We start from the raw sequence: 24,867 nt of genomic DNA, 5'->3' as shown, positions 1-24,867 counted from the left end.
CGCTCATGGTGCCAGGTCCCCATCCCCGCAGGGCCGCACGTAGTCTGGAAGCTGTGATGTCAGTGCGCTCCACGACGACCGCGGCGACCTCGTCGCGCGCTCCTCGCATCCTCCTGTGGGCGCTGCCCGCGGCGGTCCTCGCCGCGGTGCTCGCCGCGGTCCTCGGCGGGTGGATGTCGTCCGCCTTCGCGGCGCGGGTCCTCCTCGACCCGGGCGCTCCCGTGCGATGGGGTCTGCCGGTCGCCACCGTGCTCAGCGAGCTGTCCGTCTCCGTCACCCTCGGTGCCCTCGTCCTCGCCGCGTTCGTCGTCCGGCCCGGTCTCGCGCTCTCCCGCGCGCTCGGCACAGCGGCCGTCGGTGCGGGGGCGTGGGCCGTGAGCGCCCTGGCCCGCGCCGTGCTCGCCGGCGCCAGCACGGTGGGCCTGCCGCTCGACGCCGAGGGGTTCGGCGACCAGCTCGGCACCTACCTCACGCAGATCCCGAGCGGGCAGGGCCTGCTCGCCACCGCGGTGATCGCCGCCATGACAGCGGTGCTCGCCCTCCTCGTCTCCTCACCCCTCGGTGCCCTGTGGACGGCCGTCCCCGTCGTGGGGGCCCTCGTCCTGCAGTCCTTCATGGGGCACGCGGCGGGCAGCGCGGACCACGAGCTCGCCGTCTCGTCGATGATGCTCCACCTCGTGGGGGCGGCCGTGTGGATCGGCGCGCTCGCGGTCATCGCCGTCCTGCGGGCGCGCGGGACGTTCGCCGACGACGAGCTCGCGCCCGTCGTCGCCCGGTACTCCTCCGTCGCCGCGTGGTGCTTCGTCATGGTGGCACTGTCCGGGCTGGTCAACAGCGTCCTGCGCCTCGGTGGGTGGGACGGGTTGAGCACCGACTACGGGGTGCTCGTGCTCGTGAAGGTGGGCCTGTTCGTCGTCCTCGGCGGGTTCGGCTGGGCGCACCGCCGGTTCGTCGTACGACAGCTGGGTGCGACGGTCGGCAGCGCCACGGCCCGCACGACGATGCTCTTCTGGCGGCTCGTCGCCGTCGAGGTCACGGTCATGGGCGCGGTGAGCGGCGTCGCGGTCGCGCTCGGTGCGACCAACCCCCCGGACGAGTCACCACCGCCGGTCGAGCCCACTCCCGCGTACCTCGTCACCGGCCGTGAGCTGCCGCCGGAACCGACCCTCGCCCGGTGGTTCACGGAGTGGCGCTGGGACGTGCTGCTCGCGTTCGCGTGCGCGGCGGCGCTCGTGGTCTACCTGCGCTGGGTGTGGCGCCTGCGCGTGCGCGGCGACGCGTGGCCTGCCCTGCGCACGGTGTGCTGGTCCGTCGGCATCGTCGCGATGTTCTGGGTGACGAACGGCGGGGGAGCCGTCTACGGCTCCGTGCTGTTCAGCGCGCACATGATCCAGCACATGATCCTCGCGATGGTCGTGCCGTTGTTCCTCGTCTCCGGGGCACCCGTGACGCTCGCACTGCGCGCGCTGCCCATCCGCAAGGACGGCTCGCGGGGCCCGCGGGAGTGGCTGCTCGCGATCGTCCACTCCCGGTACGGGCGCTTCTTCGCCAACCCCATCGTCGCCGCCCTGAACTTCGCGGGGTCGATGATCGTCTTCTACTACACGCCGGCCTTCGAGTACGCGCTCTCGACCCACGTGGGCCACATCCTCATGGTCGCCCACTTCACCCTCGCGGGGTACTTCTTCGCGAACGCCCTCATCGGCATCGACCCGGGGCCGTCGCGGCCGCCCCACGCCCAGCGGCTGCTGCTGCTGCTCGCGACCATGGCGTTCCACGCGTTCTTCGGCGTGACCCTCATGTCCGGCGAGGTGCTGCTCGTCCCCGAGTGGTTCGGTCTCATGGGCCGCGAGTGGGGCCCGACGGCGCTCGCCGACCAGCAGAAGGGCGGCGGGATCGCCTGGGGCGTCGGGGAGATCCCCACGATCATCCTCGCGATGATCGTCGCCCTGTCGTGGTCGCGGTCCGACGAGCGGGCGTCGAAGCGGCGTGACCGCAAGGTCGACCGCGAGGGCGACCTCGAGATGGACGAGTACAACGAGATGCTGCAGCGCATCGCCGACCAGGACGCGGCGCGCCCTCGCTGACGTTGCGCACTCCCGCTGACGTGGCGCGCCCCCGCTGACGCGGAGCGCTCCCGCTCATGTGTGACCGACGCGTCGCGGTCGGCTCAGCCGTGCTGCGCACCGCGCGCAGGGCGGGTCATCCGGAGCTGGCGCACGTCGTCGTGGACGCGGGCTGTCCCGTCAGGGACGAAGCCGTTCTTGGCGTAGAAGGCCTGCGCGCGTGGGTTGGGGTCACCGACCCACAGTGCGACGGCCTCGTCCTCCCGCACGACCGCCTCGAGCAGAGCTGTCCCCGCACCGGACCCGTGGTGCTCGGCGAGCACGTAGAGCACGTAGAGGTGCTGCGTCCATGCTTCGTCCTCGACGGGCCCGGACATCGCGATCCCGATCACCGATCCGTCCAGCTCCGCGACGGCGACCCGGTTGTCCGCCCATCGGCTGTCCGTGAGCGCGGCGGTCCAGAACCGCCGACGGCCGGGGAGCAGTCCCGGGTCGTCGAGGACGGTGTCCGTCATGAGGGTGCCGCGATAGGTCTCCTGCCAGGACCGGACGTGGACCAGAGCCATGGCGTCGGCGTCCTCGCGGCCAGCAGGACGGACGCGAGGACGGGCGTTCATGGCGTGGAGCCTAGCTGCGGTCGTCGCGCCGGTCGATGCCCGCGGGTGGGCCGGTGGCGGCCCACCCGCGAGGCTCACTCGGCCTCGGCGGGTGCGGCCAGCGCGACCCCGCGCATCGCGACGACGTAGAACGTCGCGCCGAGGAGCGCCCCGATGACCCACGCGAACCCGCTGAGGTCCTTGAGCGCGTCCACCCACACCGCGCTGACGGAGAAGATCGCCGCGACGGCGAACGCCCCGACCGCCCGCAGGTTCCAGCCGCGGGTGAAGTAGTAGGTGCCCTCCGGGGAGGCGGAGTAGAGGTCGGAGACCTTGAGGCGCTGCTTGCGCAGGAGGTAGTAGTCGACGACGAGGATGCCGTAGAGCGGGGCGAGGACCGCGCCGAGGGTGTCGACGAACGTCGGGAGCCCGATGCTGCTGATGACCGCGACCCACAGGGCGCCGATGACGAACGCGACCGCAGCGGTGATGTACCCGCCCTGCTTGAAGCTGATGCGCTGCGGGGCGAGGTTGGACAGGTCGAACGCCGGCGGGATGAAGTTGGCGACGAGGTTGATGCCGATCGTCGCGACGAGGAACGTCACGGCCGCGAGGACCGTGAGCGGGACGCTGCCGGTGAGGCCGACGATCTCCGCGGGGTTGGTGAGCGGCTCGCCCGTGCCGTCCTGGTAGACGATGTACGCGCCCGCGGTGATGAACAACGACAGGAACGTGAAGAACGCGAGGCTCACCGGCAGTCCGAGGAGGTTCCCCCGGCGCATCGAGCCCTCGCTGCGTGAGAACCGCGCGAAGTCGCCGAAGTTGATGATCACGGCCGAGAAGTACGCGATCATCGTGCCGATGACGCCGACGAACGCGGTGACGGCCGCGCCACCGGTCACGGAGTCGTTCGTGAAGATGGACCCGACGGCCGGCAGGAGCTCGTCGCCCGCCTGCACCCACACGGCCACGAGCAGCAGGATCATCACGAGGTAGACGGCTGGCCCGGCGATGTTGAGGAACGCCGTGATCGAGTCCATGCCCTTGAGGAACAGGCTCACCTGGATGACGGACACGATGACGTAGGAGACCCAGTCGACGGCGTCGAGGCCGAGGAACGTGCCGCCGCCCGGCGTCCCGAGGATCGCGTTGAGCGCGAGCGCGACGGCGGTGGACGCGAAGTACGTCTGGGCGCCGTACCAGAAGATCGCGACGATCCCACGGACCAGCGCCGGCAGCTGGGCGCCGCGCACACCCATGCTCGCGCGGGCCATGACCGGGTAGGGGATGCCGTACTTCACGCTCGGGCGGCCGGTGAGGTTGACGAGCGCCATGACGATCGCACCCGCAGCGACGATGGCGAAGAACACCCACCAGCCGCTGATCCCGGCGGTGATGAACAGGCTCGCCGCGAGCGTGTACCCGGCGAGGCTCTGCACGTCGTTGGTCCACACGTTGAAGATCTCGAACGAGCCCCAGCGGCGCTTCTCCTGCGGGAGGGGAGCGAGGTCCTCGTTGTGCAGGGACGCGTGCGGGTCGCTGAGGACGAACCCGCCCGTCGCGGCCGCGACACGGTCGGAGAGGCCCGGGGCGGACGGCGTACCGGACGTGCCCGACGGGGTCGGCGGGCCGGAGCCGGCGTCCTTCTGGATGGTCATGAACGCTCCTCGAGGGGCGGTGGCAGAGGGGATCGACAGCGGGTCGCTGTGCCGATCACGCTAGCCACGGGCCCCTGACCAGGGGTTTCCGCCGGATGAAGATTTGTTTCGCCCAGGGGTCGGGTGCCCCTGTGCCTCACCGGGTGGCGCGCAGGAGCCCGTCGGCGGTGCGCCCGATCTCCCGCACGGCGGCGGCCGGGGAGTCGCCGGGGTCCCCGGCGTGCCAGGTCGCGGACAGTCCCGTCCACGCGACGACCCACCGCAGGAGGCGCTCGCGGTCGAGGTGCGCGGTCTCGCAGATCACCCGCACCTGCCGGTCGAGGCGCCCGGGCACCCGCGCGACGTCGTGGGTGGGGTTGCAGACGATGTTCGCGTAGTCGAACGCCCGGTCGCCGGTGAGGAACTTCGGGTCGATGGCCAGCCAGTGGCCGCCGCCGTCGAGGACGTTGCCGTGGTGGACGTCCCCGTGCAGCACGACGACCTCTCGCTGGTCAGCGAGGAGCTCGCGGGCGACGCCCGCGGCCCGGCGGGTGAACGCCGGTGCGTCGGCGGGGTGGTCGAGGAGGTCCCGGAACCAGGTGTGCAGGGGGACGAGACCCGCGGGCGGCGGCGGGTGGCCCGCGTCCGCGTCCTCGCGCCCGACGGCGTGCAGCTGCGCCACCACCCGGCAGAGGACCCGGGTGGCACGGGCGTCGTCGAGCATCCACGACGGCGACCCGACCGCGCGCGCTGCGACGCGCGTGAGGGACCGGTGACCGGTGGCGCGCTCGACGACGATCGCGCCGGCGTCATCATGACGCAGCACGCGGGCCGCCCCGCGCCCCGCCCACCAGACCATGAGCTGGCCACCGTCGCGTTCCTCGGCCACCCGGGCGACCTTGAGCATCGCCGGTGCGCCGTCGACGAGCACCGGGCGGAGGTGGCTCGATCGCGTCGAGACGGCCCGCCCGTCCGCCGTGAGGCCCCACCGGGCGACGAGCTCGTCCGGGTCGGGCGGGATCCAGGGCTCGGTCATCGTGGGACCACGGTAGTGCGACCGGCAGCCGATGTCGGAGGGCAGGGTCAGTATCGGGCGCATGTCCAGGTATGTGTGCCTGGTGGTGATCGGGGGGCGGGCATGGATCAGGACGAGGCGCGGGAGATCAAACGGCAGCTGGTGGACTACGTGGCAGGGCTGGTCGACGACGGCATCAGGCCGAGCGGGGTGGAGCCGCCGACGCCGGGCGTCGCGCTCGGTCTCGCGCCGTTGCCGGACGGCGGGTTCGGTGTCGCGGTGCGGTACCGGCTGGGTGTCCCACGTGCGCGGATGGTCGCTCGGCGCGTGGCGGAGCAGGTCGGACCGGCGGTCGACGTGCGCCGTACCGGTCGGATCTTCGCGGGTCCGCGACCGTCGCCCGCGCACGCCCGTCGGCCCGTCGTGACGAGGCTGGCAGTGGGGGAGACGGGCCGTGCGCGGCCCTTGCGGCCCGGTGTCTCGATCGCGCACCGAGACGTCAGCGCGGGGACGCTCGGCGCGGTCGTGCGTCGTGATGGCGTGCTCTACGCCCTGTCCAACTACCACGTGCTCGTCGGGTCGCCCGCAGGTGCTGTCGGTGACCCGGTCCTGCAGCCTGGGCCCGCGGACGGTGGGAGCGACCCGCAGGACCGCATCGGGACACTCGCGGACTTCGTCCCGCTGGCGCGCGGGACCGTGGCCCCCGTCGACGCGGCCATCGCCCGGCTCGACGACACCGACGTCGACCTGCGCTACCCCGAGGTCGGGGCCATCACCGCCGTCGCAGACGCCTCCGGTGGCGAGGAGGTGCTCAAGGTCGGCCGGACCACCGGCCTGACCCGGGGCAGGGTGACGGCGATCGAGCTCGACGACGTCGTCGTCGGGTACGGCGAGGAGCTCGGCGAGCTGCGGCTCGACGACCAGATCGAGGTCGAGAGCACCGGCGTCGGGCCCTTCTCGCGCGGCGGTGACAGCGGATCGCTCGTGTACCGGACCGACGGCGTCGCGCTCGGTCTGCTCTTTGCGGGCAGCGAGAGCGGGGGAGAGAATGGGTCCGGGCTGACCTACCTCAACCCCGTCACGACGGTCCTGCGCACGCTCGGGGTCGCCCTGGAGGCCTGAGGCTGGTGGTCCACCGAGATCCGGTGGGCGGCCCCGAGGCGAGGTGGGCATGGCTGACCTGGAGATGGCGCGGCACGCGAAGGTCGTCCTGCGCTCGGAGCTCGCCGGCCGGGACGGTATCCGCGGTGTGGGCATCACCCGCAGCGACGACGGCTACCTCGTGCAGGTGAACGTCGAGCGCGAGGCGGACCGTGACACCGTGCCCGCCACCGTGGACGGTGTGCCCGTCCTCGTCCGGATCACCGGGCGCCTCCACGCAGGGGGCTGACCCTCCGGGGCCGGCTCCGCGTTCGACGAGCGGAGCCGACGGTTGTGCGGGAGGGTGTCTGCCGGGGGCAGCACCAGCTCGTTCCACCAACCAAGGAGTCAGCATGGGTTTCGGAATCGGTCTCTTCCTGCTTGTCGTCGGCGCGATCCTCGCTTTCGCGGTCCAGGACCCCATCTCGGGAGTCGACACGGTGACGATCGGCTACATCTGCCTCGCAGCCGGAGTGCTTGCGCTCATCATCGCGTTCGCGATGAACAGCCGGCGCACCCGCACGACGCACAGCGAGGTCGTCGACCACACCGCGACCCCGGCCGCGCCCGTGGCCGGCACCGGCGCACCGGTGGCAGGTTCGACCACGCGTCGGGAGAGCATCCAGCGCACCGACGGTCTGTGACGGGCACGGGCTGAGAGCCAGCCCGCGCCCCACCCAGCGGACCCCCGCCGACCATGCGTCGACGGGGGTCCGCTGGCGTCCATGGCCGCACGGCGATGGCGCGCGCAGGCTCAGAATGCGCGGCGCAGGACGAGGAGCGTCGCGTCGTCCACCGAGGCGGGGTCCCGCGTGACCCGCAGCACGGCGTCGACGTCTGAGCCGTCAGCGATCGCGGACTGGAGGCGGCTCACACCGACGGCCAGCATCTCACGGCGACGCTCCACGAGGCCGTCGCTGAACAGCGTGAGCGCCCCACCCCGCGGGATCGTCACCCGGCCCGTCCGGGCCACGACGTCACCGACGCCGAGCGGCGGTGAGCCCAGCACGCTCAGCCACCTCGAAGAGCGGTCGCCCGCCGCGACGAGCGGCGGAAGATGCCCGGCGGACGCGTACTCGGCCTCGCCCGTCGCGGTGTCGACGAGCGCGACGACGAGGGTCGCGAACTGGTCAGGCATCGCCCAGCGCACGACCGCGTTGAGCTCGGTGATCGCGGCCCCGGGGTCCTGCGACCGCAGGAGCAGGGCGCGCAGCGAGTTGCGCATCTGGCCCATCGTCGCCGCTGCGGGCAGGCCGTGCCCCGCGACGTCGCCGATGATCACTGCGAGACGACCGTCGGGAAGCACGAGCGCGTCGTACCAGTCGCCTCCCACCTGGCCACCGCCGGAGGGCTCGTACCGCGCGTCGAGCGACCATCCGTCCACCTGCGGCAGAGCCGCGGGCAGCATGGAGCGCTGCAGCATCTCGGCGGCGCGCAGGTCCTGGCGACCGCGCAGGTAGAGCGCCTCGACGAGGTGGCTGCGGAGCTGTGTGGCCGACTCGATGTCGTCGTCCGACCACGGCGTGCTGTGCCCGCGGACCTCCTCGCGCCACCGGTCGAACGACTTGCGCGGGCTGAGCCGCACCGTGTCGTCCTCCTGGAGCGCGATCGCCTTGTTGTGCGGGTCGCCGCCCCAGTCGACGCTGCGGGCCTCCTCGCCCCGCAGCCACAGGACGGCCTGGCCGTCCGGCAGCACCACAGCCAGCACACCGGCGACGTCGGTCGTCCCGGCCACGCCGGGCGCCGTCCCGACGAGGTGGTCGGTGACGGCGACCTCCTCACCCGTGGACTGCGCCCAGCGCAGGAGGTCGTCGACGACCGAGTCGTCGGGGATCGTGCCGAGCGTCGCGGTGCGTCCCTGCGAGCGCACGAGCACACCCCCGGCCGGCACGAGCTCGAGCAGGCCGTCGTCCTCCGTGAGGGCCGTGGTGAGCGGCACCTCGTCACGACGGCTCTGGGCGACGAGCCGCGCGAGGATCGCGCCGACGCGCCGCGACGTCTCGATGCGCTCCTCCTCGACCTGGGCCACGAGGCGCAGGGACAGCGAGGAGCCGAGGAACTCGGCCGCGACGCGCACCCCGAACGGTGGGCTGTGCGGCCCGGAGTAGTGGTGGCACGCGATGAGCCCCCAGAGCCTGCCGTCCCGGATGAGAGAGATCGACATCGACGCCCGCACACCCATGTTGCCGAGGTACTCGAGGTGGATGGGCGAGACGCTGCGCAGGGTGGCGTGGGTGAGGTCGAGCGGCGCACCGGTGACCGGGTGCGCGGTCGGCACGATGTCGCTCGGGACGTACGAGACGTCCGAGATGAGACGCACCCAGTTCTTCTCGTAGAGCGCCCGCGCCTGCACGGGGATGTCGGTCGCGGGGTAGTGCAGACCGAAGAAGGAGTTGAGGTCCCGTCGCTTCGCCTCCGCGACGACCTCGCCGTTGTACTCCGCGTCGAAGCGGTAGACCATGACGCGGTCGAAGCCGGTGAGGTCACGGATGTGCACGGCCGTGCGGTCGAAGAGGTGCGTGAGCGTCGAGGAGTTGTTGAGCTCGGCGACGGCGTCCCGGACGAGCTGGTAGGTGTTCGCGTACGAGAACGGGCGCGGGCCGTCGGCCGGCTCGAGCTCGACGACGAGGACGGCGGCCGGGGCGTCGGGGTCGTCGACGCCGGGCGACACCGCTGACCGGTGGAGGATCGCGTCCATGGCGACGACCGTCCCGCGCACGTCGACCATGACGAGCAGGGGGTTGCGGGCCAGGAGGTTGGGGGACATCTGCACGTGGTGGGTGATCACCGTCGCGGCCGCGGGGCCGAGCGTGTCGGCCAGGGTGCTACCGACGACGTCCTCGACCGGCCTGCCGAGCATCTCCCCGACGTTGCTCGAGACCTGCTGGACGGTGCAGTCCGCCTCGCGGACCGCCAGCAGCACCCCTCGTGGCTGGATGCGTCCGGGGATGTGGATGGGCTCCCGTGCGCAGTTGTCGAGGTCGATCTCCTGGCCGGGGGCGACGAGGGTCGGGTCGACTCCCGGGGCCGTCATCAGTGTCGGCCGAGCTGGGCGCTGAGAAGCATGGGGCCAACGATACCCAGCACGTCCGACACATCGGGACGTTCCGCGACGGTCAGTCCTCCGGCGGAGACACGGCGTCGTCGGCCTGGACGTAGAAGTTGGGGCCGTCGGGCGTGAGCTCCGTGACCGTCACCGTGATGCCCAGGCGTGAGCCGTCGGGGATGTCCTCGGACTCGAGGCCGTCGATGACGCGCCAGCAGCGCTGCTCCTCGTCGACGACCGCGTCGAGGTCCCCGTCGCACTCGACCGGGTACTCCGTGCCCGTCTCGCTGTCCATGAACGCCGCGACCTGGTCGGCGAGGTCCGACGCGCTGATCGTCTGCACGTCGCCGGACATGTCCTCGTCCTCGGACGGCTCGTCCGTCGGCTCGTCGGTCTCCTCGTCCTGAGCCGGCTCGGTCGTCTCCGCGCTCGCGCTCGGCGTCGGCCCGGTCTCCGTGTCCGCCGGGTCGTCCGAGCACCCGACGAGGGTGACGACGAGTGCGGCGGAGCCCACGAGGGACAGGGCGCGGCGGGTGACTGGCGACATGGTGGACCTCGCGAGAAGGGGATGGGGAGCCCACCGTATCGACGCTCGGTGCCTGCCGCGCGGCGGGACGTGCCGGCGGGAGTTTTTGTCCCTGGGTATCCAGAAATCCCATTCATGCCTATTGTGTGAATCGCACCATGGGGGTGCGATCGCCCGGGGGGGAAACGACATGGCTGTCAGTTCGTTACGCGTATGGCGGCTCGTCGCGGCACTGCTCGCCGGGGTGGTGGGCCTCGGGCTCATCGGGATGTCCGGCCTCGCGCCCGCGCAGGCAGGCGGGACGGGGAGCCTGCCCATGGCCGTACCGCCCGCCACGGGCAACACCTCGGTCATCACCGTGCGCGTGGGCGCCGACCGCACCGGGACGACGGGCGTCTCGGGACTGGCCGGGACCACCCTCCAGCTCTACGACGGGACGACCGGACCGACGACCCCCGTCAACGAGGCATGGGCCACCTGCACCTCGGACGCCGACGGCGACTGCAGCTTCGTCGTCCCCGAGACGCAGACCGGTGCGATCGGGTGCTTCGGCGGTGCGGGCGTCAACTGCGACCGCAGGTTCTGGATCGTCCAGACCGGGGTGCCCGCCGGGTTCACCCAGAACTCGGCGTTCCGCACCGGCAACGGCGACGGCACCGGTTCCCAGTCCACCCCCCACCAGTTCCGCACGGGCGGAACGCTGCGCGCAGGCAACACGTACCGCTCCACCACCGACTTCATGGTCGGGACGGGCAGCACCAACCGCAGCGCATCAGGTGGCATCTGGCAGCAGTCCAGGACCAACCCCGAGCCCCTGCAGCAGTGCGGTCTGAGCGTCGCGATCGCCCTCGACCTCTCGGGCTCGGTCAGCGAGTCGCAGCTGGCCGACCTCAAGGGAGCGGCGGACACGTTCGTCAACTCCCTCGTCGGGACACCGTCGGAGATGGCGCTCTTCTCGTTCTCCTCCGGAACACCCGCCGACGGCGCCACGCAGAACTACCCGGGCCTCGTCTCCGTCTCCACACAAGCAGCAGCAGACGCGTTCAGGTCCCGCTACGCGCCGTGGACGTCGGGTGGCGGGACGAACTGGGACCGCGGGCTCGCCGCAGCGGCAGAAGCCAGCGACTCCTACGACGTCGTCGTCGTCATCACGGACGGCAACCCCACCTTCTACGGGCAGCCCGCTGAGGGCCCTGGCAACTTCACCCGCATCCGGGAGATGGAGAACGCCGTCTTCTCGGCCAACGCGGTCAAGGCCGAAGGCGCCCGGGTGCTCGCGGTGGGCGTCGGCGCCGGCGTCGACCAGCCCGCCACGGCACCCAACCTCGCCGCGATCTCGGGACCCACCGCCTACGACGGCACGAACGCCCAGACCGCCGACTACTTCCAGGTGCCCGACTACGGGGTCGTCGGCCAGGCGCTGCGGCAGCTCGCCCTCGGGGACTGCGCGGGCTCGTTGTCCGTCGTCAAGCAGGTCGTCGGGACCAGCGGGAGCATCGCGGACGCGACCCTCGGGGGCGCCGGCTGGACGTTCGACGCGTCGACGACATCCACCGGCGTGACCGTCCCGGCGACGGCGACCACCGACGCCTCGAGCGCCGTGAACTTCCCCCTCACCTACACCGGTGGCGCAGCGTCCGGCACCATCGAGATCCAGGAGCAGGTGCAGGACGGGACGGCCGTGTTCCCTGTCGACGGCGCGAACGCCGTGTGCTCCGACCTTGATACGGGCGCGGCCGTGGCCGTGACGAACTCCGGTGCGGCCGGGTTCACCGTGGACGTACCGAGCACGACAGCCGTGAGCTGCACCGTCTACAACCAGCGGGCCGCGCCGGCCAGCGTCACGGTCGAGAAGGAGTGGGTCATCAACGGCGCCGACCCGGTCGCCGAGGGGAACCAGCCGGCGGGCTTCACCTCGCAGCTGACGCTGACCGGTCCGGGCAGCGCCGGCGCGACCGAGCAGGCATGGGACGTGACGCGCTCGGGCTACGTGGCGGGGGAGTCGGTGACGATCAACGAGGACGTGACGCTGCAGGCACCTGACATCGATGCAGACCTGTGCACCGTGTCGACCCCCGAGCTCGTGGTGATCAACGGCGAGGCGAGCTCGGAGCCCGTCGGACCGGACGGCTACACGGCCACCCTCGCTGAGGGTGACAACCTCTACGTCATCCGGAACACGGTCGACTGCGAGTCGAGGCTGACACTCCTCAAGGACGTCGAGGGAGACGCCGACCCCGCGCTCTGGGACCTGTCCGCGCTCCCGGCGCCCGCTGCCCCCGCCGGGCAGCTCCCCGGGCCGAGCGGAACCGCGGGCAGCGCTGAGGTCACCGACCAGTCGGTGACTGCCGGCGTGCCGTACCAGCTCGCCGAGTCCGGAGGGTCTGCGACCTATCTGCAGGTCGACCAGCGCACCGACCTCCAGACCTACCCCCTCTCCACCGGATCGTGGTCGTGCCTGCGGATCAGCGCCACCGGGGCCGTGGTCCCCGGCTTCAGCGACGGTCTCAACGGCGGCGTCACGGTGCCGATCGGGGAGCGCATCCAGTGCACGGCGACCAACGAGACGGCCCAGCTGACGCTCGCGAAGGAGGTCATCAACAGCGCTGGTGGCACCGCCACCCCCGCGGACTTCACGTTGCGCGCGGAGCCGAGCTCGACGCCCTCGGTCCCCGGGCTCCAGGCGGTGGAGGTCGCGGGGGCTGACCCGGACGTCGCCCAGCCGGTCGAGATCCGACCCGAGCACACGTACACCCTGAGCGAGAGCGGACCGCCCGGGTTCACCCAGACGTCCCTCGAGTGCATCATCGACGGGGTCCCGCAGGAGGTCACCGAGATCACGCTCGGCCGCGGGGAGTCGGTCGCGTGCACGTTCGTGAACGTCGACAACCCCGCGGAGCTCACCCTGCGCAAGGTCGTCGATACCGGGACGACGGGTGCGACGCAGACCCCCGCCGACTGGACCCTGACCGCGACGCCGCAGGCCATCCCTGACCAGGACCCTGTCTCGGGGAACGGCGAGAACGGCGTGACGGCTGAGCCGGTCGCCGCGGGCCGCTACACCTTGAGCGAGTCGGCCGTCGCCGGGTTCGACGCCGGGACGTGGGAGTGCGTCGACGCGGACGGCGGGACGGTGTCCGTCGTCGACGACGCGGTGACCCTTGCCAACGGGGCGAGCGTCACGTGCGAGATCACGAACACGGCGCAGCCCTCGACGTTGACCCTGGAGAAGGACGTCACGAACGACAACGGGGGCACAGCGGCACCCACTGACTGGACCCTCACTGCTGCCGGCCCGACGCCGGGCACCACAGGGGTGACGGGCGACCCGGCGATCACGGGTGCGACCGTCGCGATCGGCAGCTACGCGCTGTCGGAGGCGGGTCCGGCGGGCTACGCGGCGGGCGCGTGGGCCTGCACGGTCGGCGGGGCACCCGTCCCCGTGGTGGACGGCGCGGTGACCGTCCAGCTCGGCCAGGACGTCACGTGCACCATCAGCAACGACGACCAGCCGGGGACCCTCAGTCTCGTCAAGCAGGTCGTCAACGACCACGGCGGGACCGCCACAGTCTCCGACTGGACCCTCACGGCCGAGGGGCCGACGCCGGGGATCAGCGGACCGTCCGGGAGCGCCGCCGTCACGGGCGTCGCGGTGTCGGCGGGCGAGTACGACCTCAGCGAGACGGGCGTGCCGGACTACGTCCCGTCGGACTGGGTCTGCGAGGGTGGCGCGCTCGACGCGTCCACCGTGACGGTCGCCAACGGCGCGACCGTCACCTGCACCATCACGAACACCTTCGATGCCCCCGTGCTCACCCTCGTCAAGGACGTCATCAACGACGAGGGCGGCACGGCCGTTCCTGAGGACTGGACGCTCACGGCCCAGGGGCCCGAGCCGGTCGCCGGGACGACGGGCAGCCCCGCCGTCACCGCGGTCCGGGTGGCCCCGGGGAGCTACACGCTGGGCGAGACCGGGCCGGAGGGGTACACGACGCCCGGCTGGGTGTGCGAGAACGAGAGCGGTCCCGTGGTGTTCGACGGGACGGTCCTCGACCTGGCAGCGGGTGACGACACGACGTGCACCATCACGAACATCGACACCCCGGTCCCGACGGTGAGCACCTGGACGGTCGACAAGGCGAGCGACCCGGCCCCCGGGACGCAGGTCCGCCCGGGTGACATCGTCACCTACACCGTCCGTGCGGGCATCGTGACCGGGGAGCGGGCCGACGACGTCCTCGTCACCGACGACCTCGGGGACGTGCTCGACGACGCGACGTTCGTCGAGGGCAGCCTCACGTCGACCGCGGGCGTCGCGACACGGACCGGGACCGGGATCTCGTGGCGGCACGACACGCTCGAAGGGACGCAGGTTCTCACCTACCAGGTCCGGGTGGACGACGACGTGAACGGGGACGTCCTGCGCAACGTCGTGACAGCCCCCGGCACGCTGCCGTGCGCGCCGGCCGGACCGGCCCTCGAGCCCACCCCCGGGGTGAGCGCCGCAGCAGCGCAGGACGAGGAGTGCAGGACGACGTCGCACCCGACGCCGACGATCGCTCCTCCCCCGCCGTCCGACCCGACGCCGCAGCGGCCGGACGCGTCCGGCGGTGCAGCGCTGTGGACAACCCCTGGGAGCGGATGGCTGCCCTTCACGGGTGGTCCGAGCATGTGGCTCGCACTCGGGGCGCTCGCGCTGACCGCGGCCGGCGCCGGTGTCTCGTGGGGTGCGCGTCGCACGGGCGGCGCCCTCCGGGGGGCGACGCGTGAGGACGGCCCTGCGGACTAGCCGACGGACGCTCGTACGATGGACGGCGGTGGGGCCTTCCCACCGCCGTCCCACCGATGGAGCTCCCCTTGCGCCTGCTGCTCGTCCGACACGGCCAGACCCCTTCGAACGTCAGTGGTCTGCTCGACTCCGCCCGACCCGGCCCCGGTCTCACGGCGCTGGGTGAACGACAGGCCGCGGCGATCCCCGGCGCCCTCGAGGGCACGCCCGTGGACGGCATCGCGATCTCGACACTGACCCGCACGGCGCTCACCGCGGCGCCGCTCGCCGCGCACCGCGGCCTCGAGCCCGTCGTCCTCGACGACCTGCGCGAGGTCGAGTCCGGCGATCTCGAGGGGGCCACCGGCGCGGACGCCCACCGCCGGTACCTCGAGACGTGCTTCGCGTGGGCACGCGGTGACCTCGGACGCCGGATGCCCGGTGGTCCGGACGGCACCGAGTTCTTCGCCCGGTTCGACGCCGCCCTGCAGGCGGTGGCGAGCACGGGGTGGGCGACCGGTGTCGTCGTCTCCCACGGGGCCGCTCTGCGCACGTGGGCGGCGACGCGGGTGAGCGGGCTCGACATCGCGACCCTCGCGCACACCCAGCTGGCGAACACCGGCCTCATCGAGATCGAGGGCGACCCGGTGCAGGGGTGGAGCTTCGTCCGCTGGTCCGACGGCCCCGTCGGCGGCCCGCACCTCACCACCGACACGGCCGACGACCCGACGGGCGAGGCGGTCGACGCGCTCGACTGAGCCGCGGCGTGGGGAACGCGACACCGGCACGACCGGCGCCCGCTGGGCGGTGTGCGGTTGACTTGTCCGGTGACGACGACTCCCTCCCGCCTGCCCAAGGTCCGCGCCTCTCCGCTCGTCGGACGCGGTTGGCTCAACACCGGCGGACGGGACGTGACCCTCGCGGACCTGCGCGGCAAGGTCGTCGTCCTCGACTTCTGGACGTTCTGCTGCATCAACTGCCTGCACGTCCTCGACGAGCTCCGGGAGCTCGAGGAGGCGCACCGCGACGAGCTCGTCATCATCGGTGTGCACTCGCCGAAGTTCGTCCACGAGGCCGACCCGGTGGCGCTCGCCGCCGCCGTCGAGCGGTACGACGTGCGCCACCCGGTGCTCGACGACCCCGACCTCGTCACGTGGTCCGCCTACACGGCACGGGCGTGGCCGACGCTCGTGGTCATCGACCCGGAGGGCTACGTCGTCGCGCAGATGGCGGGGGAGGGGCACGCGCACAACCTCGGGATCCTCGTCGACGAGCTCGTCGCCGAGCACTCCGCGAGAGGCACGCTGCACCGCGGCGACGGCCCGTACGTGCCCCCCGAGCCGACGTCGGGCACCCTGCGCTTCCCCGCGAAGGCGATCGCCCTGCCCGGGGGGAACCTCCTCGTCGCGGACGCGGGTCACCACAGCCTCGCCGAGCTCGCGACCGACGGCGAGACGCTCGTCCGCCGCATCGGCTCCGGTGAGCGTGGGCTGCGCGACGGCGGACCGCAGGAGGCCCGCTTCAGCGAGCCCAACGGCCTGTGCCTCGTGCCCGAGGATCTGCGCGGGACGCTCGGCTACGACGTCCTCGTGGCCGACACGGTCAACCACGCGCTGCGCGGGGTGCGCCTCGCGGACGGGCACGTGCGCACGGTCGCGGGCACGGGCGAGCAGCTCATGGTCGGCGCGAGCGACAACCACACGGAGTCGGGCCCGAAGCTGTCCTCCCCGTGGGACGTCGCGTGGTCGCCCGCGCTCGGCGCGTTCGTCGTCGCCATGGCCGGCAACCACACCCTGTGGACCCTCGAGCCGGGCCGCGACGCCGAGCCGCTCGCCGGGACGATGAACGAGGGACTCGAGGACGGTGATCGCGCGGGTGCGTGGTTCGCCCAGCCGTCCGGCCTCGCACCCGGCCCGGACGGACGTCTGTGGCTCGCGGACGCCGAGACGTCCGCGCTGCGCTGGCTCGACGACGGCGGGCGCGGCGACGTGCACACCGCCGTCGGGCAGGGCCTCTACGACTTCGGCCACCGGGACGGTCCGGCGGACGGTGCGCTGCTCCAGCACCCCCTCGGCGTCGCGGTGCTGCCCGACGGGTCCGTCGTCGTCGCCGACACGTACAACGGCGCGGTGCGCCGCTACGACCCGGCCACCGGCGAGGTGACCACGCTCGCGACCGGTCTGGCGGAGCCCAGCGGTGTCGTCGTGCACGTCTGGGACGACGTCGTGGCGCTCACCGTCGTCGAGTCGTCCGCGCACCGGCTCACGCGGGTCGCGCTCCCGGCGCGGCTGGCCGGTGAGGTGCTCGACGCCGGCGCGCACCGCACCCAGCGGCCTGTCACGGAGATCGGAGCCGGACCGCTGTCGCTCGAGGTCGTCTTCACGCCCGCCACCGGGCAGAAGTACGACGACCGCTACGGTCCCTCCACGCGCCTGAGGGTCTCCGCCACCCCGAGCGACCTCCTCCTCGACGGCGCTGGCGACGACGTCCCGCTCACGCGTCCGCTCGTCATCAACCCCGCCGTCAGCGACGGCGTCCTGCACGTCACGGCGCAGGCCGCGAGCTGCGACGCGGACCCCGCGATCGAGCACCCGGCCTGCCACCTCGCGCAGCAGGACTGGGGCGTGCCCGTGCGGGTGGTCCCTGACGGGCCCGCCGTCCTCACGCTGCCGCTGCACGGCTGAGGTCAGGCGTCGAGCGCGCCCCGCACGATCGAGTCGCCCGAGTGGGCCGGGTCGCCGTCGAAGTGCTCCTCGGAGACGTCGACGAGGGAGAACTCGGACAGGTCCAGCCCCTCAGGGATGTCGAACCGGCCCTCGGTGCCCTCGAGGACACCGAGGCTCACGAGCCCGCTGAGGTCCGGGGCGATGAGCCACACCTCGCGGTAGCCGCCGTCGGTGGCAGGAGCGTCCATGGAGACGACCACCTGGCGGGTGCCGTCCGGCGTCTGCTCCACCCGCGCGCTGCCCTCCGCATCGGTCCAGTCGGGCAGGGCGTCGAGCTGCGCGGTGGCGATCGTCGCCGCCTCGGGCCCGGGGCCGGGACGGTCCTCGCTGCGCTGCCACAGGGCACCACCGGCCACACCGAGGACGAGTGCCCCGGAGGCGGCGACGGCGAGCCAGCCCGTGCCCACCGTCCGCCGGGTCCGGCGCTCGGCGAGGTCGACCGGTGCTGCGGGCGCCGACGCGTCCGGGGCGGCGCCCGCGCTGTGTGCACCGGGGGTCAGCACCGCGTCCGGCTGGTCGTCCACGAGCCCCAGCTCGGCACGGATGTTCTCCCAGACGTGCGGTGGCGGCGCGACGAGCCCGTCGTCGAGGGTGACGGTGCGTCCGGTCCGCACGACGTCACCGAGCTCGGCGACCTCGTCGGTGCACTGCTCGCACGCGGCGAGGTGGGTGCGTTCGCTGTCGTCCGCGACGTCCTCGCCGAGAGCGAGGAGCGCGAGGACCTCAGGGTCAACGTGCTGCACAATCCACCTCCAATCGCGTGCGGAGTCTCGAGAGACTTCGTCTGACATGGCTCTTCACGGTACCGAGCGGCAGGGACAGCTCCTCGGCGATCTGCGAGTGGGTGAGGTCACGGAAGAACGCGAGCTCGATGATCGTCCGCCCCGGGTCGCCCAGCCGGGCGAGCTCGTCGGCGAGGACGACGCGGTCCGCGACGCCGTGCGACGCCGACCGGGTGACCCCGGCCGTCTGCGGAGCGAGGACGACCGCGGCCGCCTCCGAGCGTCGGACCCGGGACCGTGCCTCGTGGGCGTCGGCGACCGTGTTGCGGCAGATGGCCATGAGCCACGTCGAGAGCTTCGCCCGGTCCGGGTCGAACCCGGACCGCCCGCGCCACGCTGCGACGAACACCTGCTGCGTGACGTCCTCGGCGTCGCTCTGGCTGCCGAGGGACCTCAGGGCGACCGTGTGGACGAGCGATCCCCACCGCGTGTAGGCCGCAGAGAGGGCGTCCGTGTCGCCGGAGGCGAAGGCGACGCCGAGGGTGCGGACGTCGTCCGCCTCCACCGCGTCGACGTCCGTCACGTAGGTACCTCCCGCTGCTGCCCCATCACCGCGGATCACGCGGCAGGGACCGCGGTGACGATGACGTTGTCGACATAGTGTCCGATGCTGCGGTCGAATGTGCCACCACACGTCACGAGGACGAGCCGTCGGTCGCCCTCCCGGGCGAACACGTCGGCGAGCTGGACCTCGGCCTTGCTCACGCGCTCCGTGGTGCTCACGGTGTACGCGTGGGTCGTGCCCGTCGCGTCGGTGACGACGACCTGAGCACCGACCTCGATGTCGACGAGCTCCGCGAACGGGCCGAGGCCCTCAGCCGCCGAGTCGACGTGCGATGCCATGACGGTGGTGCCGGAGGGGCTTGCCGGAGCGGGTCCGTACTCGTACCACCCGACGTCGTACACGCTCGTCGGCAAGCCCATCGTCCCGTCGTCGGCCACCCCGACGGGGATGACCGGCATCTCGATGCCGAGCGAGGGGATGCTCAGAGCTCTCGGTGCCGGTGGTGCCGGGGCGGGCTGCTCGTCCGCCGTGCGCACCGGGATGTCGCCGAACGGCCCGACGAGGTTCGCGCCGGGTGGCTCAGGTGCCGGTGGCGTCGGCACGGGCTCGGTGGGGACGTCTGTCGCCTCGGTCGTCCCGACGTCGACCGTTGCTGGACGGTCCCCCGTGTCCCCGCTCCCGCACCCCGTGAGGAGCGCGAGCGCGAGCACGGTGGCGACGACGAAGGGGCGACGGGCACGGGCCGCGGCCCCCGGAACGGTCGCGGTGGACCCGACGAGCGACGCGCTGCTCGTCGGGTCCACCGGCCTGCGGGGCCCACGGGTGTGGGCGGTGCTCATGTCGTTGCTGACCTCAGCGGCCGGAGACGGCGTCGGCGTGACGACGGCGGGCGAGGAACGCCGCCCCCGCGAGACCGGCGACCGCGAGGCCACCCGCCGCGACGAGGCCCGTCGAGCTGCTGCCCGTGTCCGCGAGACCGACGGTGCCCGCCTGGACACCGGACGGCGAGGAGTGGAGGCCGTCGATGGTCTGCGTCGCGAGAGCGAGGTTGCCGGCATCGAGGCTGCCCCACGCGTAGACGATCGTGTTGACGCCCTCGGCGACGTTGATGTCGGCCGGGCCGAGGACCGGCGTGGTGGTGCCGGTCGCGGCGATCGTGGCGGAGACCGTGCCCGCGGGCAGGTTGAGGACCTGCTCGTTCGGGTTGCTGAGGTTCGTGATCACCGGCGTACCGCCCGCGAGGACGTCGACGGCGGGAGCGGCGGCGACGTGACGCACCGTGAGGCGCCCCTCGCCAGCGGCCGTCGGGGCCGTGTCGTTCGTGAACAGCGTGGCTGTCGGTGCGCCCGCGGCGTCGAGGTGTGCCGCCGCGGTGTAGCTCGTGTTGGACTCGAGCGTGAGGTCGACGGGGCCGATCGCGGGGGAGCTCGCGTCGGTTGCGTCCGCCGCGGTGATGGCCACGGAGTACGTCCCGGCCGGGAGCTCGAGAGGGCCGGCGAGGTCACCGGGCTCGAAGTCGTCGAGGGTGAGTGCGCCGTTGACCCAGACGTCCACGGTCATGTCGGGGACGCCGTGCAGCACGGAGAGGGTCGCGTCGCCGTCAGCGGCGGAGGCCGGTGCGGCGAAGGCGCCGAGGGCGACGAGGGCGGAGGCCGACGTGGCGGCGAGGACGGACGAGGTGCGGATCCGGTGGGCCATGATGTGCTCCAGGTGTGCGGGCCCCGTCTGCATCGGCGGGGCGGATCGTTGTGACACCTGGTACTTCTCTCGGAGAGTGCGATCTGGATGCACCCTGGTTGAAGTTTCTTCAAGTAATTTCTGCCAGCGGTAGCGCGGTGCCGTGACCTGCGCAGATGCGGCGTCAGTCGGGCAGGGACTCGAGACCCGTGAGGGTGAGGGCGAGCACCTCGAGGCCCTGGCCAAGCTCGACGTCGCCGAACGCGACGCTCTCCTGGGCGGGGCGGTCGGGGAGGATCGTCATGGTGTACCTCATGGTCCGTGGGTGGCGAAAGGTGCGGAGCGGGTGAAGTCTAGCCTCCGCTGCGAGGAGTGAGAAGATCGCTGGCATGACCTACGACCTTGCTCTGGTGGATCTCGATGGCACGATCACCGACTCGGCTCCAGGCATCGTCGCATCCGTCCGGTACGCGTTCGGCGAGCTCGGCATCCCGGTGCCCGACGACGACGCGCTCCGTGCGTGGGTCGGCCCGCCCATCGAGCAGAGCGTCCTGCGCAACGGCGTCCCCCCGGAGCGCCTCGACGAGTTCGTCTCCGCCTACCGTGTCGCGTTCCGCGCCGGCGGGATGTTCGACAACAGCGTCTACCCGGGCATGGCGCAAGCCCTCGCGGACGTGCGTGCCGCAGGTGTGCGCCTCGCCCTGGCGACCTCCAAGCCCGAGGTGTTCGCCCGGCAGATCCTCGAGCACTTCCGCCTGGACGACCAGTTCGAGGCCATCTGCGGCGCGACCCTCGACGGCACGCGCAGCACCAAGGCGGACGTCGTCCGGCACGCCCTGGACACCGTCGCGGCGACGGAGGCCGGGCTGCCCGACGCCGCCCGGATCATCATGGTCGGCGACCGGGAGCACGATGTCCTGGGCGCCCGCGCCCACGGGCTCGACACCATCGTCGTCGCCTGGGGGTACGCGACGCCGGGCGAGATCGCTGAGGCGCGCCCCCTCGTCGTCGTCGACTCGCCGGACGCACTCGTGGCCCGGGTCCTCGCTGCGGACGGCGAAGGACGCGTTCCCGCGCACGCGAGGGCTTGACCTTGACGCGACGCACTGCGGTGCTCGTGCGCGACGCGATGGTGGAGCACGCCACCCGCAACCTCTGACGGCCGGCTGCCGGCACCGGGCAGCAGTCCTCCTCCGCGGTCCGCGCACCTGGCTGCCGCCCTATCGGGACGGCAGCCAGGTGCGCGCGGCCGTCACGAGCGCGGTCACGCCGAGCCCGAGCGTCGGGTCGATCACCGGCGCATAGTGCGGCGAGTGGTTGGACGGGACCTTCAGCAGGGCAGGGTCGGTCATGTCGCCCGTCGTGAACAGGGAGGGGTCGCTGCCGCCGAGGAGCCAGTACGACAGCTGGGCTCCCGAGCTCGTCGCGAGGATCCCCACGTCCTCGCTGCCGGCGCCGGCACCGGGGTCGAGGACGTTCTCCGGCCCGAGCCACTCGCCGAACGCTCCCAGGGTCCTGGCGAGCGCTGCGGCGTCGTTGACGACGACGGGGAAGTGCTCGATCGCGGTGATCGTCGGCTCGGCCGGGGCGCCCGCGGTGGCGGCCTCTCCCTTGACGATGCGGGCGACGCTGTCCAGGACGTGCTGGCGCGTGCGCTCGTCGTAGCTGCGGATGTTCAGCTGGAGCTCTGCCTCCCCGGGGATGACGTTCGCGGCGTCGCCCGCGTGCAGCGAGCCGACGGTGAGGACGGCGACGGCGGTGCTGGGGATCTCGCGGGAGATGATCGTCTGGAGCCGCAGGACGGTCTCGGCGGCCATGACGACAGGGTCGATCGACGCCTCGGGCATCGAGCCGTGAGCACCCCTGCCGACGAGTCGCACCCGCAGGGAGTCCGAGCCTGCGTAGGCGGCGCCGGCGTGCGCGGCGATCTTTCCGGCGGGCAACGGAGCGAGGTGCTGGCCGAGCACGACCTCGGGCTTCGGGAACCGGTCGAACAGCCCGTCGTCGACCATCGCCTGGGCGCCGGCGCCCAGCTCCTCGGCCGGCTGGAAGACGAGCACGAGCGTGCCGGACCAGCTCCCGGTGTCGGACGCGAGGACCGCGGCGGCCCCGAGGAGGCAGGTGGTGTGGAAGTCGTGGCCGCACGCGTGGTCGACCGGGACGACCTTGCCGCTGCTGTCCGTGGCGGTCTGGGTGCTCGCGTAGTCGAGCCCCGTGTCCTCCTTGACCGGGAGCGCGTCCATGTCGGCACGGAACAGCGCCGTGGGGCCGTCACCGTTCTTCAGCAGGCCGACGACACCTGTCGTCGCGATGCCCGTCGTCACCTCGTACCCAAGGGCGCGGAGCCGGTCGGCGACGATCCCCGCGGTCCGCGTCTCCTGGAACCCCAGCTCCGGGTGCCGGTGGAGATCCTTGTAGAGGTCGGCCAGGGAGGGGTCTATCCGGACGTTGTCGTGGGCAGCCATGGGAGCTCCGTCTCGTGAGATACCGCAACACTGACACTCTGTGACAAGCCGGGCAACCGGAACCTCCTGGACGTGCACCCGGGCGTGCCGGGACCACGGCCCCCCGTCGTCGTCGCCGTCCGGACCTGCGGAAAGATTCGTCGACCAGCCGTTTCCTCCGCGAAACACGCCGGTAGCGCCCGCTGCGTAGCGTTCGGCCGCATGACGGAACTCCTCGGCTCCACGGCCGCCGGCCTCGACACCGGTGAGCACCTCCTGGCGCTGCCCGCTGCGGAACCCGTCGAGAAGCTGGCCCGCGCGTGGTTCCCCGACGCCCGCTGGGTGCAGCGTCCTGTGTCGCAGGAGGATGCCGCTGCGGGCAGCGTCCCGCTGCGCGGCGCGCGGTTCAGGGGCATGACGCAACGGGTCGACGCGCGGCCGGGCGAGCTGGTCCTGGCGCCCGGCGTGGTCCTCACCGGCCCGGTCGACCTCACGCGCCAGCAGACGCAGTTCCTCGACCTCACCGCACCTCGTGCGGTGCTCTACGCCGTCCACGTCGACGAGGCTCTGCGAGCCCGCGGACCGCGCCCCGGTCGCGAGGACGACCCCGACCGCTCGGGGGAGGCCTTCGAGGCGGAGATGGCCAGCGGCATCGAGCTGCGCGTCGTCAGGTGGATGGTCGCCGCCGCCCGGCACGCACGCGGTGCGGTCCTCGTGGACGGCCGGACCCCCGTCATCGCCCCCGTCGCGAGGGGCGGGATCGAGCTGCGGTTGTTCAGCCCGCACCTGCTGCCGCCCGAGCACACGCTGGCGCTCGCGCGGACGGTGCTCGTGCAGGTGGAGCCGTTGCCATCCCTCGGACCGCAGGAGTACAGCCTGCGGTGTGCCACGCCGTACGACGGCACGGTGCGGATCAGCGTGCGGCGGGAAGGTTCGTTGCCCCTCGCCCTGTCCACCGTCCCGTGGCGAGAGTCGGGACCCTTCGTCTACAGCGTCGCGTGGACCCCGGCGCTGGAGGGGGACGGCCCCTCCGACCGCGGCGACCACATCGCACGGACCCGCATGGCCCCGATCGTCGCCCGACTGCTGCGGGTGCTGCACGATGCGATCGAGGGGACGGTCGTCGACGAGGACGGGTTCGTCCACCCGGTGGACGTCCTGACCTGACCGGGCCCCCGCTAGCATCTGGGCATGGTCATGACAAAAGACACAAAAGACTGGACCTGGGTGATCGAGCGGCCGTGCCCCGAGTGCGGATTCCGGCCCGAGGACGTGGAACCGCACGACGTCGGGCCGGTGCTCCGGGACACGGTCCGACGATGGACGCAGGTCCTCGACCGGCCCGCCGTCGGTGAGCGGCCCGACGAGCAGACCTGGTCGCCGCTGGAGTACGCCGTGCACGTGCGGGACGTCTACCGGCTCTTCCTCGAGCGACTCGACCTCATGCTCACCCGGGACGACCCGATGTTCGACGACTGGGACCAGGACGAGGCGGCTGAGCAGGGAGAGTACGCCGCACAGGACCCGGCGGTCGTCTCGGTCGAGCTCACCGCCGACGGGGCCCTGCTTGCGGACCGGTTCGACTCCGTGACCCCCGAGGACACAGGGCGCCCGGGACGGCGCTCCAACGGCTCGGTCTTCACGGTCCGGACGTTCGGGCAGTACCTCGTCCATGACGTCGTGCATCATCTGCACGACGTCAGCGGCTGAGGTGTCGTCGGACCGCTGCTCGTCCACAGATGTTGTCCACAGGCCTGTGCGCCATGTGCCCATCTCAGTGCACAGGGTGTGGATAAGTCTGTGGAGGGGTGTGGACGGAGAACTCGTACGGACAACCTCTTGCGGCGCGCGCAGATGACGTCTAAAGACCTCACCCGGCCGTCGCAGGCGACCGGGACCTAGGGCCCGGGAAAGCCTTGTCCACGTGCAGGATGCTTAC

At 72.3% G+C, this 24,867-nt stretch carries 20 protein-coding genes; 10 read left to right on the top strand and 10 right to left on the bottom strand.

Annotated features, from left to right (window positions below; translation table 11 throughout):
- Positions 1-56: 56 nt before the first annotated feature.
- Positions 57-2,087: a bifunctional copper resistance protein CopD/cytochrome c oxidase assembly protein gene (locus AC2AXK_RS01610; protein ID WP_484343582.1), complete on the top strand. Its 2,031-nt coding sequence runs from the start codon at positions 57-59 to the stop codon at positions 2,085-2,087.
- Positions 2,088-2,170: 83 nt separating this feature from the next.
- On the opposite strand, the gene AC2AXK_RS01605 is transcribed toward AC2AXK_RS01610, so the two are convergent.
- The 3 genes from AC2AXK_RS01605 to AC2AXK_RS01595 all read right to left on the bottom strand — a co-directional run bounded on the left by AC2AXK_RS01605 (position 2,171) and on the right by AC2AXK_RS01595 (position 5,335).
- Entirely contained in the window at positions 2,171-2,683 is a 513-nt protein-coding gene (locus tag AC2AXK_RS01605) for an N-acetyltransferase family protein (protein WP_484343581.1), read from the bottom strand.
- 74 nt (positions 2,684-2,757) lie between these two features.
- Positions 2,758-4,320, bottom strand: a complete 1,563-nt coding sequence (locus AC2AXK_RS01600) for an NCS1 family nucleobase:cation symporter-1 (protein ID WP_484343580.1) — start codon at positions 4,318-4,320, stop codon at positions 2,758-2,760.
- Between the two features lie 136 nt (positions 4,321-4,456).
- The gene (locus tag AC2AXK_RS01595) at positions 4,457-5,335 is read right to left on the bottom strand and encodes an aminoglycoside phosphotransferase family protein (RefSeq protein ID WP_484343579.1); all 879 of its coding nucleotides are present in this window, start codon (positions 5,333-5,335) and stop codon (positions 4,457-4,459) included.
- 102 nt (positions 5,336-5,437) lie between these two features.
- On the opposite strand from AC2AXK_RS01595, the gene AC2AXK_RS01590 reads away from it, so the two are divergent.
- From AC2AXK_RS01590 to AC2AXK_RS01580, 3 genes are all read left to right on the top strand, one after another.
- Positions 5,438-6,436 carry a chymotrypsin family serine protease gene (locus tag AC2AXK_RS01590; RefSeq protein ID WP_484343578.1) on the top strand — a complete coding sequence of 333 codons (999 nt, stop codon included), beginning with the start codon at positions 5,438-5,440 and terminating at the stop codon, positions 6,434-6,436.
- Between the two features lie 49 nt (positions 6,437-6,485).
- Entirely contained in the window at positions 6,486-6,704 is a 219-nt protein-coding gene (locus tag AC2AXK_RS01585; RefSeq protein WP_484343577.1) for a hypothetical protein, read from the top strand.
- Between the two features lie 103 nt (positions 6,705-6,807).
- On the top strand, positions 6,808-7,098 hold the full coding sequence (locus tag AC2AXK_RS01580; RefSeq protein ID WP_484343576.1) for a DUF6458 family protein: 291 nt from the start codon (positions 6,808-6,810) through the stop codon (positions 7,096-7,098).
- A gap of 110 nt (positions 7,099-7,208) precedes the next feature.
- On the opposite strand, the gene AC2AXK_RS01575 is transcribed toward AC2AXK_RS01580, so the two are convergent.
- Together AC2AXK_RS01575 and AC2AXK_RS01570 are read right to left on the bottom strand one after the other, a co-directional pair.
- Positions 7,209-9,488, bottom strand: coding sequence for a SpoIIE family protein phosphatase (locus AC2AXK_RS01575; RefSeq protein WP_484343575.1), 2,280 nt, complete (start codon positions 9,486-9,488; stop codon positions 7,209-7,211).
- Between the two features lie 82 nt (positions 9,489-9,570).
- A complete protein-coding gene (locus AC2AXK_RS01570; protein ID WP_484343574.1) occupies positions 9,571-10,047 on the bottom strand; it encodes a hypothetical protein in 477 nt (158 codons plus the stop codon).
- A gap of 169 nt (positions 10,048-10,216) precedes the next feature.
- On the opposite strand from AC2AXK_RS01570, the gene AC2AXK_RS01565 reads away from it, so the two are divergent.
- From AC2AXK_RS01565 to AC2AXK_RS01555, 3 genes are all read left to right on the top strand, one after another.
- Positions 10,217-14,815, top strand: coding sequence for a DUF7927 domain-containing protein (locus AC2AXK_RS01565; RefSeq protein ID WP_484343573.1), 4,599 nt, complete (start codon positions 10,217-10,219; stop codon positions 14,813-14,815).
- Between the two features lie 56 nt (positions 14,816-14,871).
- Positions 14,872-15,552: a histidine phosphatase family protein gene (locus AC2AXK_RS01560; protein WP_484343572.1), complete on the top strand. Its 681-nt coding sequence runs from the start codon at positions 14,872-14,874 to the stop codon at positions 15,550-15,552.
- Between the two features lie 69 nt (positions 15,553-15,621).
- A complete protein-coding gene (locus tag AC2AXK_RS01555; RefSeq protein WP_484343571.1) occupies positions 15,622-17,478 on the top strand; it encodes an NHL domain-containing thioredoxin family protein in 1,857 nt (618 codons plus the stop codon).
- Positions 17,479-17,480: 2 nt separating this feature from the next.
- Here the strand turns inward: AC2AXK_RS01555 and AC2AXK_RS01550 are convergent, their stop codons facing one another.
- From AC2AXK_RS01550 to AC2AXK_RS01535, 4 genes are read right to left on the bottom strand one after another with little or no spacing between them, the layout of a single operon-like run.
- Positions 17,481-18,263, bottom strand: coding sequence for an anti-sigma factor (locus tag AC2AXK_RS01550; RefSeq protein WP_484343570.1), 783 nt, complete (start codon positions 18,261-18,263; stop codon positions 17,481-17,483).
- On the bottom strand, positions 18,250-18,825 hold the full coding sequence (locus AC2AXK_RS01545) for an RNA polymerase sigma factor (protein ID WP_484343569.1): 576 nt from the start codon (positions 18,823-18,825) through the stop codon (positions 18,250-18,252). Before AC2AXK_RS01545 ends, AC2AXK_RS01550 begins: the two co-directional genes overlap by 14 nt.
- 35 nt (positions 18,826-18,860) lie before the next feature.
- A complete protein-coding gene (locus AC2AXK_RS01540) occupies positions 18,861-19,646 on the bottom strand; it encodes a class F sortase (RefSeq protein ID WP_484343568.1) in 786 nt (261 codons plus the stop codon).
- A 13-nt stretch (positions 19,647-19,659) separates the two neighbouring features.
- Entirely contained in the window at positions 19,660-20,505 is an 846-nt protein-coding gene (locus AC2AXK_RS01535; RefSeq protein WP_484344235.1) for a DUF4397 domain-containing protein, read from the bottom strand.
- A gap of 368 nt (positions 20,506-20,873) precedes the next feature.
- Between AC2AXK_RS01535 and AC2AXK_RS01530 the strand changes: the two genes are divergently transcribed.
- Positions 20,874-21,575, top strand: coding sequence for an HAD hydrolase-like protein (locus AC2AXK_RS01530; RefSeq protein ID WP_484343567.1), 702 nt, complete (start codon positions 20,874-20,876; stop codon positions 21,573-21,575).
- Between the two features lie 129 nt (positions 21,576-21,704).
- Here the strand turns inward: AC2AXK_RS01530 and AC2AXK_RS01525 are convergent, their stop codons facing one another.
- The gene (locus AC2AXK_RS01525) at positions 21,705-22,949 is read right to left on the bottom strand and encodes an amidohydrolase (protein ID WP_484343566.1); all 1,245 of its coding nucleotides are present in this window, start codon (positions 22,947-22,949) and stop codon (positions 21,705-21,707) included.
- 201 nt (positions 22,950-23,150) lie between these two features.
- Here AC2AXK_RS01525 and AC2AXK_RS01520 point away from each other — a divergent pair, with 201 nt between their 5' ends.
- Together AC2AXK_RS01520 and AC2AXK_RS01515 are read left to right on the top strand one after the other, a co-directional pair.
- Positions 23,151-24,095, top strand: coding sequence for a hypothetical protein (locus AC2AXK_RS01520; protein ID WP_484343565.1), 945 nt, complete (start codon positions 23,151-23,153; stop codon positions 24,093-24,095).
- Between the two features lie 24 nt (positions 24,096-24,119).
- Positions 24,120-24,638, top strand: a complete 519-nt coding sequence (locus tag AC2AXK_RS01515; RefSeq protein WP_484343564.1) for a DinB family protein — start codon at positions 24,120-24,122, stop codon at positions 24,636-24,638.
- Positions 24,639-24,867 lie beyond the last annotated feature (229 nt).

The sequence above is a fragment of the Sanguibacter sp. Z6_81 genome (genome assembly GCF_057180625.1).
The sequence above is the reverse complement of the archived record's forward strand: the minus strand, read 5'-3'. Positions and strand labels throughout refer to the sequence as shown.

What these genes read in the sequence shown, in the direction of transcription:
- AC2AXK_RS01570 (WP_484343574.1), bottom strand. Translation starts at nt 10,047, where the DNA reads ATGTCGCCAGTCACCCGCCGCGCCCTGTCCCTCGTGGGCTCCGCCGCA.
- AC2AXK_RS01610 (WP_484343582.1), top strand. Translation starts at nt 57, where the DNA reads ATGTCAGTGCGCTCCACGACGACCGCGGCGACCTCGTCGCGCGCTCCT.
- AC2AXK_RS01560 (WP_484343572.1), top strand. Translation starts at nt 14,872, where the DNA reads ATGGAGCTCCCCTTGCGCCTGCTGCTCGTCCGACACGGCCAGACCCCT.
- AC2AXK_RS01605 (WP_484343581.1), bottom strand. Translation starts at nt 2,683, where the DNA reads ATGAACGCCCGTCCTCGCGTCCGTCCTGCTGGCCGCGAGGACGCCGAC.
- AC2AXK_RS01525 (WP_484343566.1), bottom strand. Translation starts at nt 22,949, where the DNA reads ATGGCTGCCCACGACAACGTCCGGATAGACCCCTCCCTGGCCGACCTC.
- AC2AXK_RS01540 (WP_484343568.1), bottom strand. Translation starts at nt 19,646, where the DNA reads ATGAGCACCGCCCACACCCGTGGGCCCCGCAGGCCGGTGGACCCGACG.
- AC2AXK_RS01520 (WP_484343565.1), top strand. Translation starts at nt 23,151, where the DNA reads ATGACGGAACTCCTCGGCTCCACGGCCGCCGGCCTCGACACCGGTGAG.
- AC2AXK_RS01580 (WP_484343576.1), top strand. Translation starts at nt 6,808, where the DNA reads ATGGGTTTCGGAATCGGTCTCTTCCTGCTTGTCGTCGGCGCGATCCTC.
- AC2AXK_RS01590 (WP_484343578.1), top strand. Translation starts at nt 5,438, where the DNA reads ATGGATCAGGACGAGGCGCGGGAGATCAAACGGCAGCTGGTGGACTAC.
- AC2AXK_RS01535 (WP_484344235.1), bottom strand. Translation starts at nt 20,505, where the DNA reads ATGGCCCACCGGATCCGCACCTCGTCCGTCCTCGCCGCCACGTCGGCC.
- AC2AXK_RS01575 (WP_484343575.1), bottom strand. Translation starts at nt 9,488, where the DNA reads ATGACGGCCCCGGGAGTCGACCCGACCCTCGTCGCCCCCGGCCAGGAG.
- AC2AXK_RS01595 (WP_484343579.1), bottom strand. Translation starts at nt 5,335, where the DNA reads ATGACCGAGCCCTGGATCCCGCCCGACCCGGACGAGCTCGTCGCCCGG.
- AC2AXK_RS01585 (WP_484343577.1), top strand. Translation starts at nt 6,486, where the DNA reads ATGGCTGACCTGGAGATGGCGCGGCACGCGAAGGTCGTCCTGCGCTCG.
- AC2AXK_RS01600 (WP_484343580.1), bottom strand. Translation starts at nt 4,320, where the DNA reads ATGACCATCCAGAAGGACGCCGGCTCCGGCCCGCCGACCCCGTCGGGC.
- AC2AXK_RS01565 (WP_484343573.1), top strand. Translation starts at nt 10,217, where the DNA reads ATGGCTGTCAGTTCGTTACGCGTATGGCGGCTCGTCGCGGCACTGCTC.
- AC2AXK_RS01515 (WP_484343564.1), top strand. Translation starts at nt 24,120, where the DNA reads ATGGTCATGACAAAAGACACAAAAGACTGGACCTGGGTGATCGAGCGG.
- AC2AXK_RS01530 (WP_484343567.1), top strand. Translation starts at nt 20,874, where the DNA reads ATGACCTACGACCTTGCTCTGGTGGATCTCGATGGCACGATCACCGAC.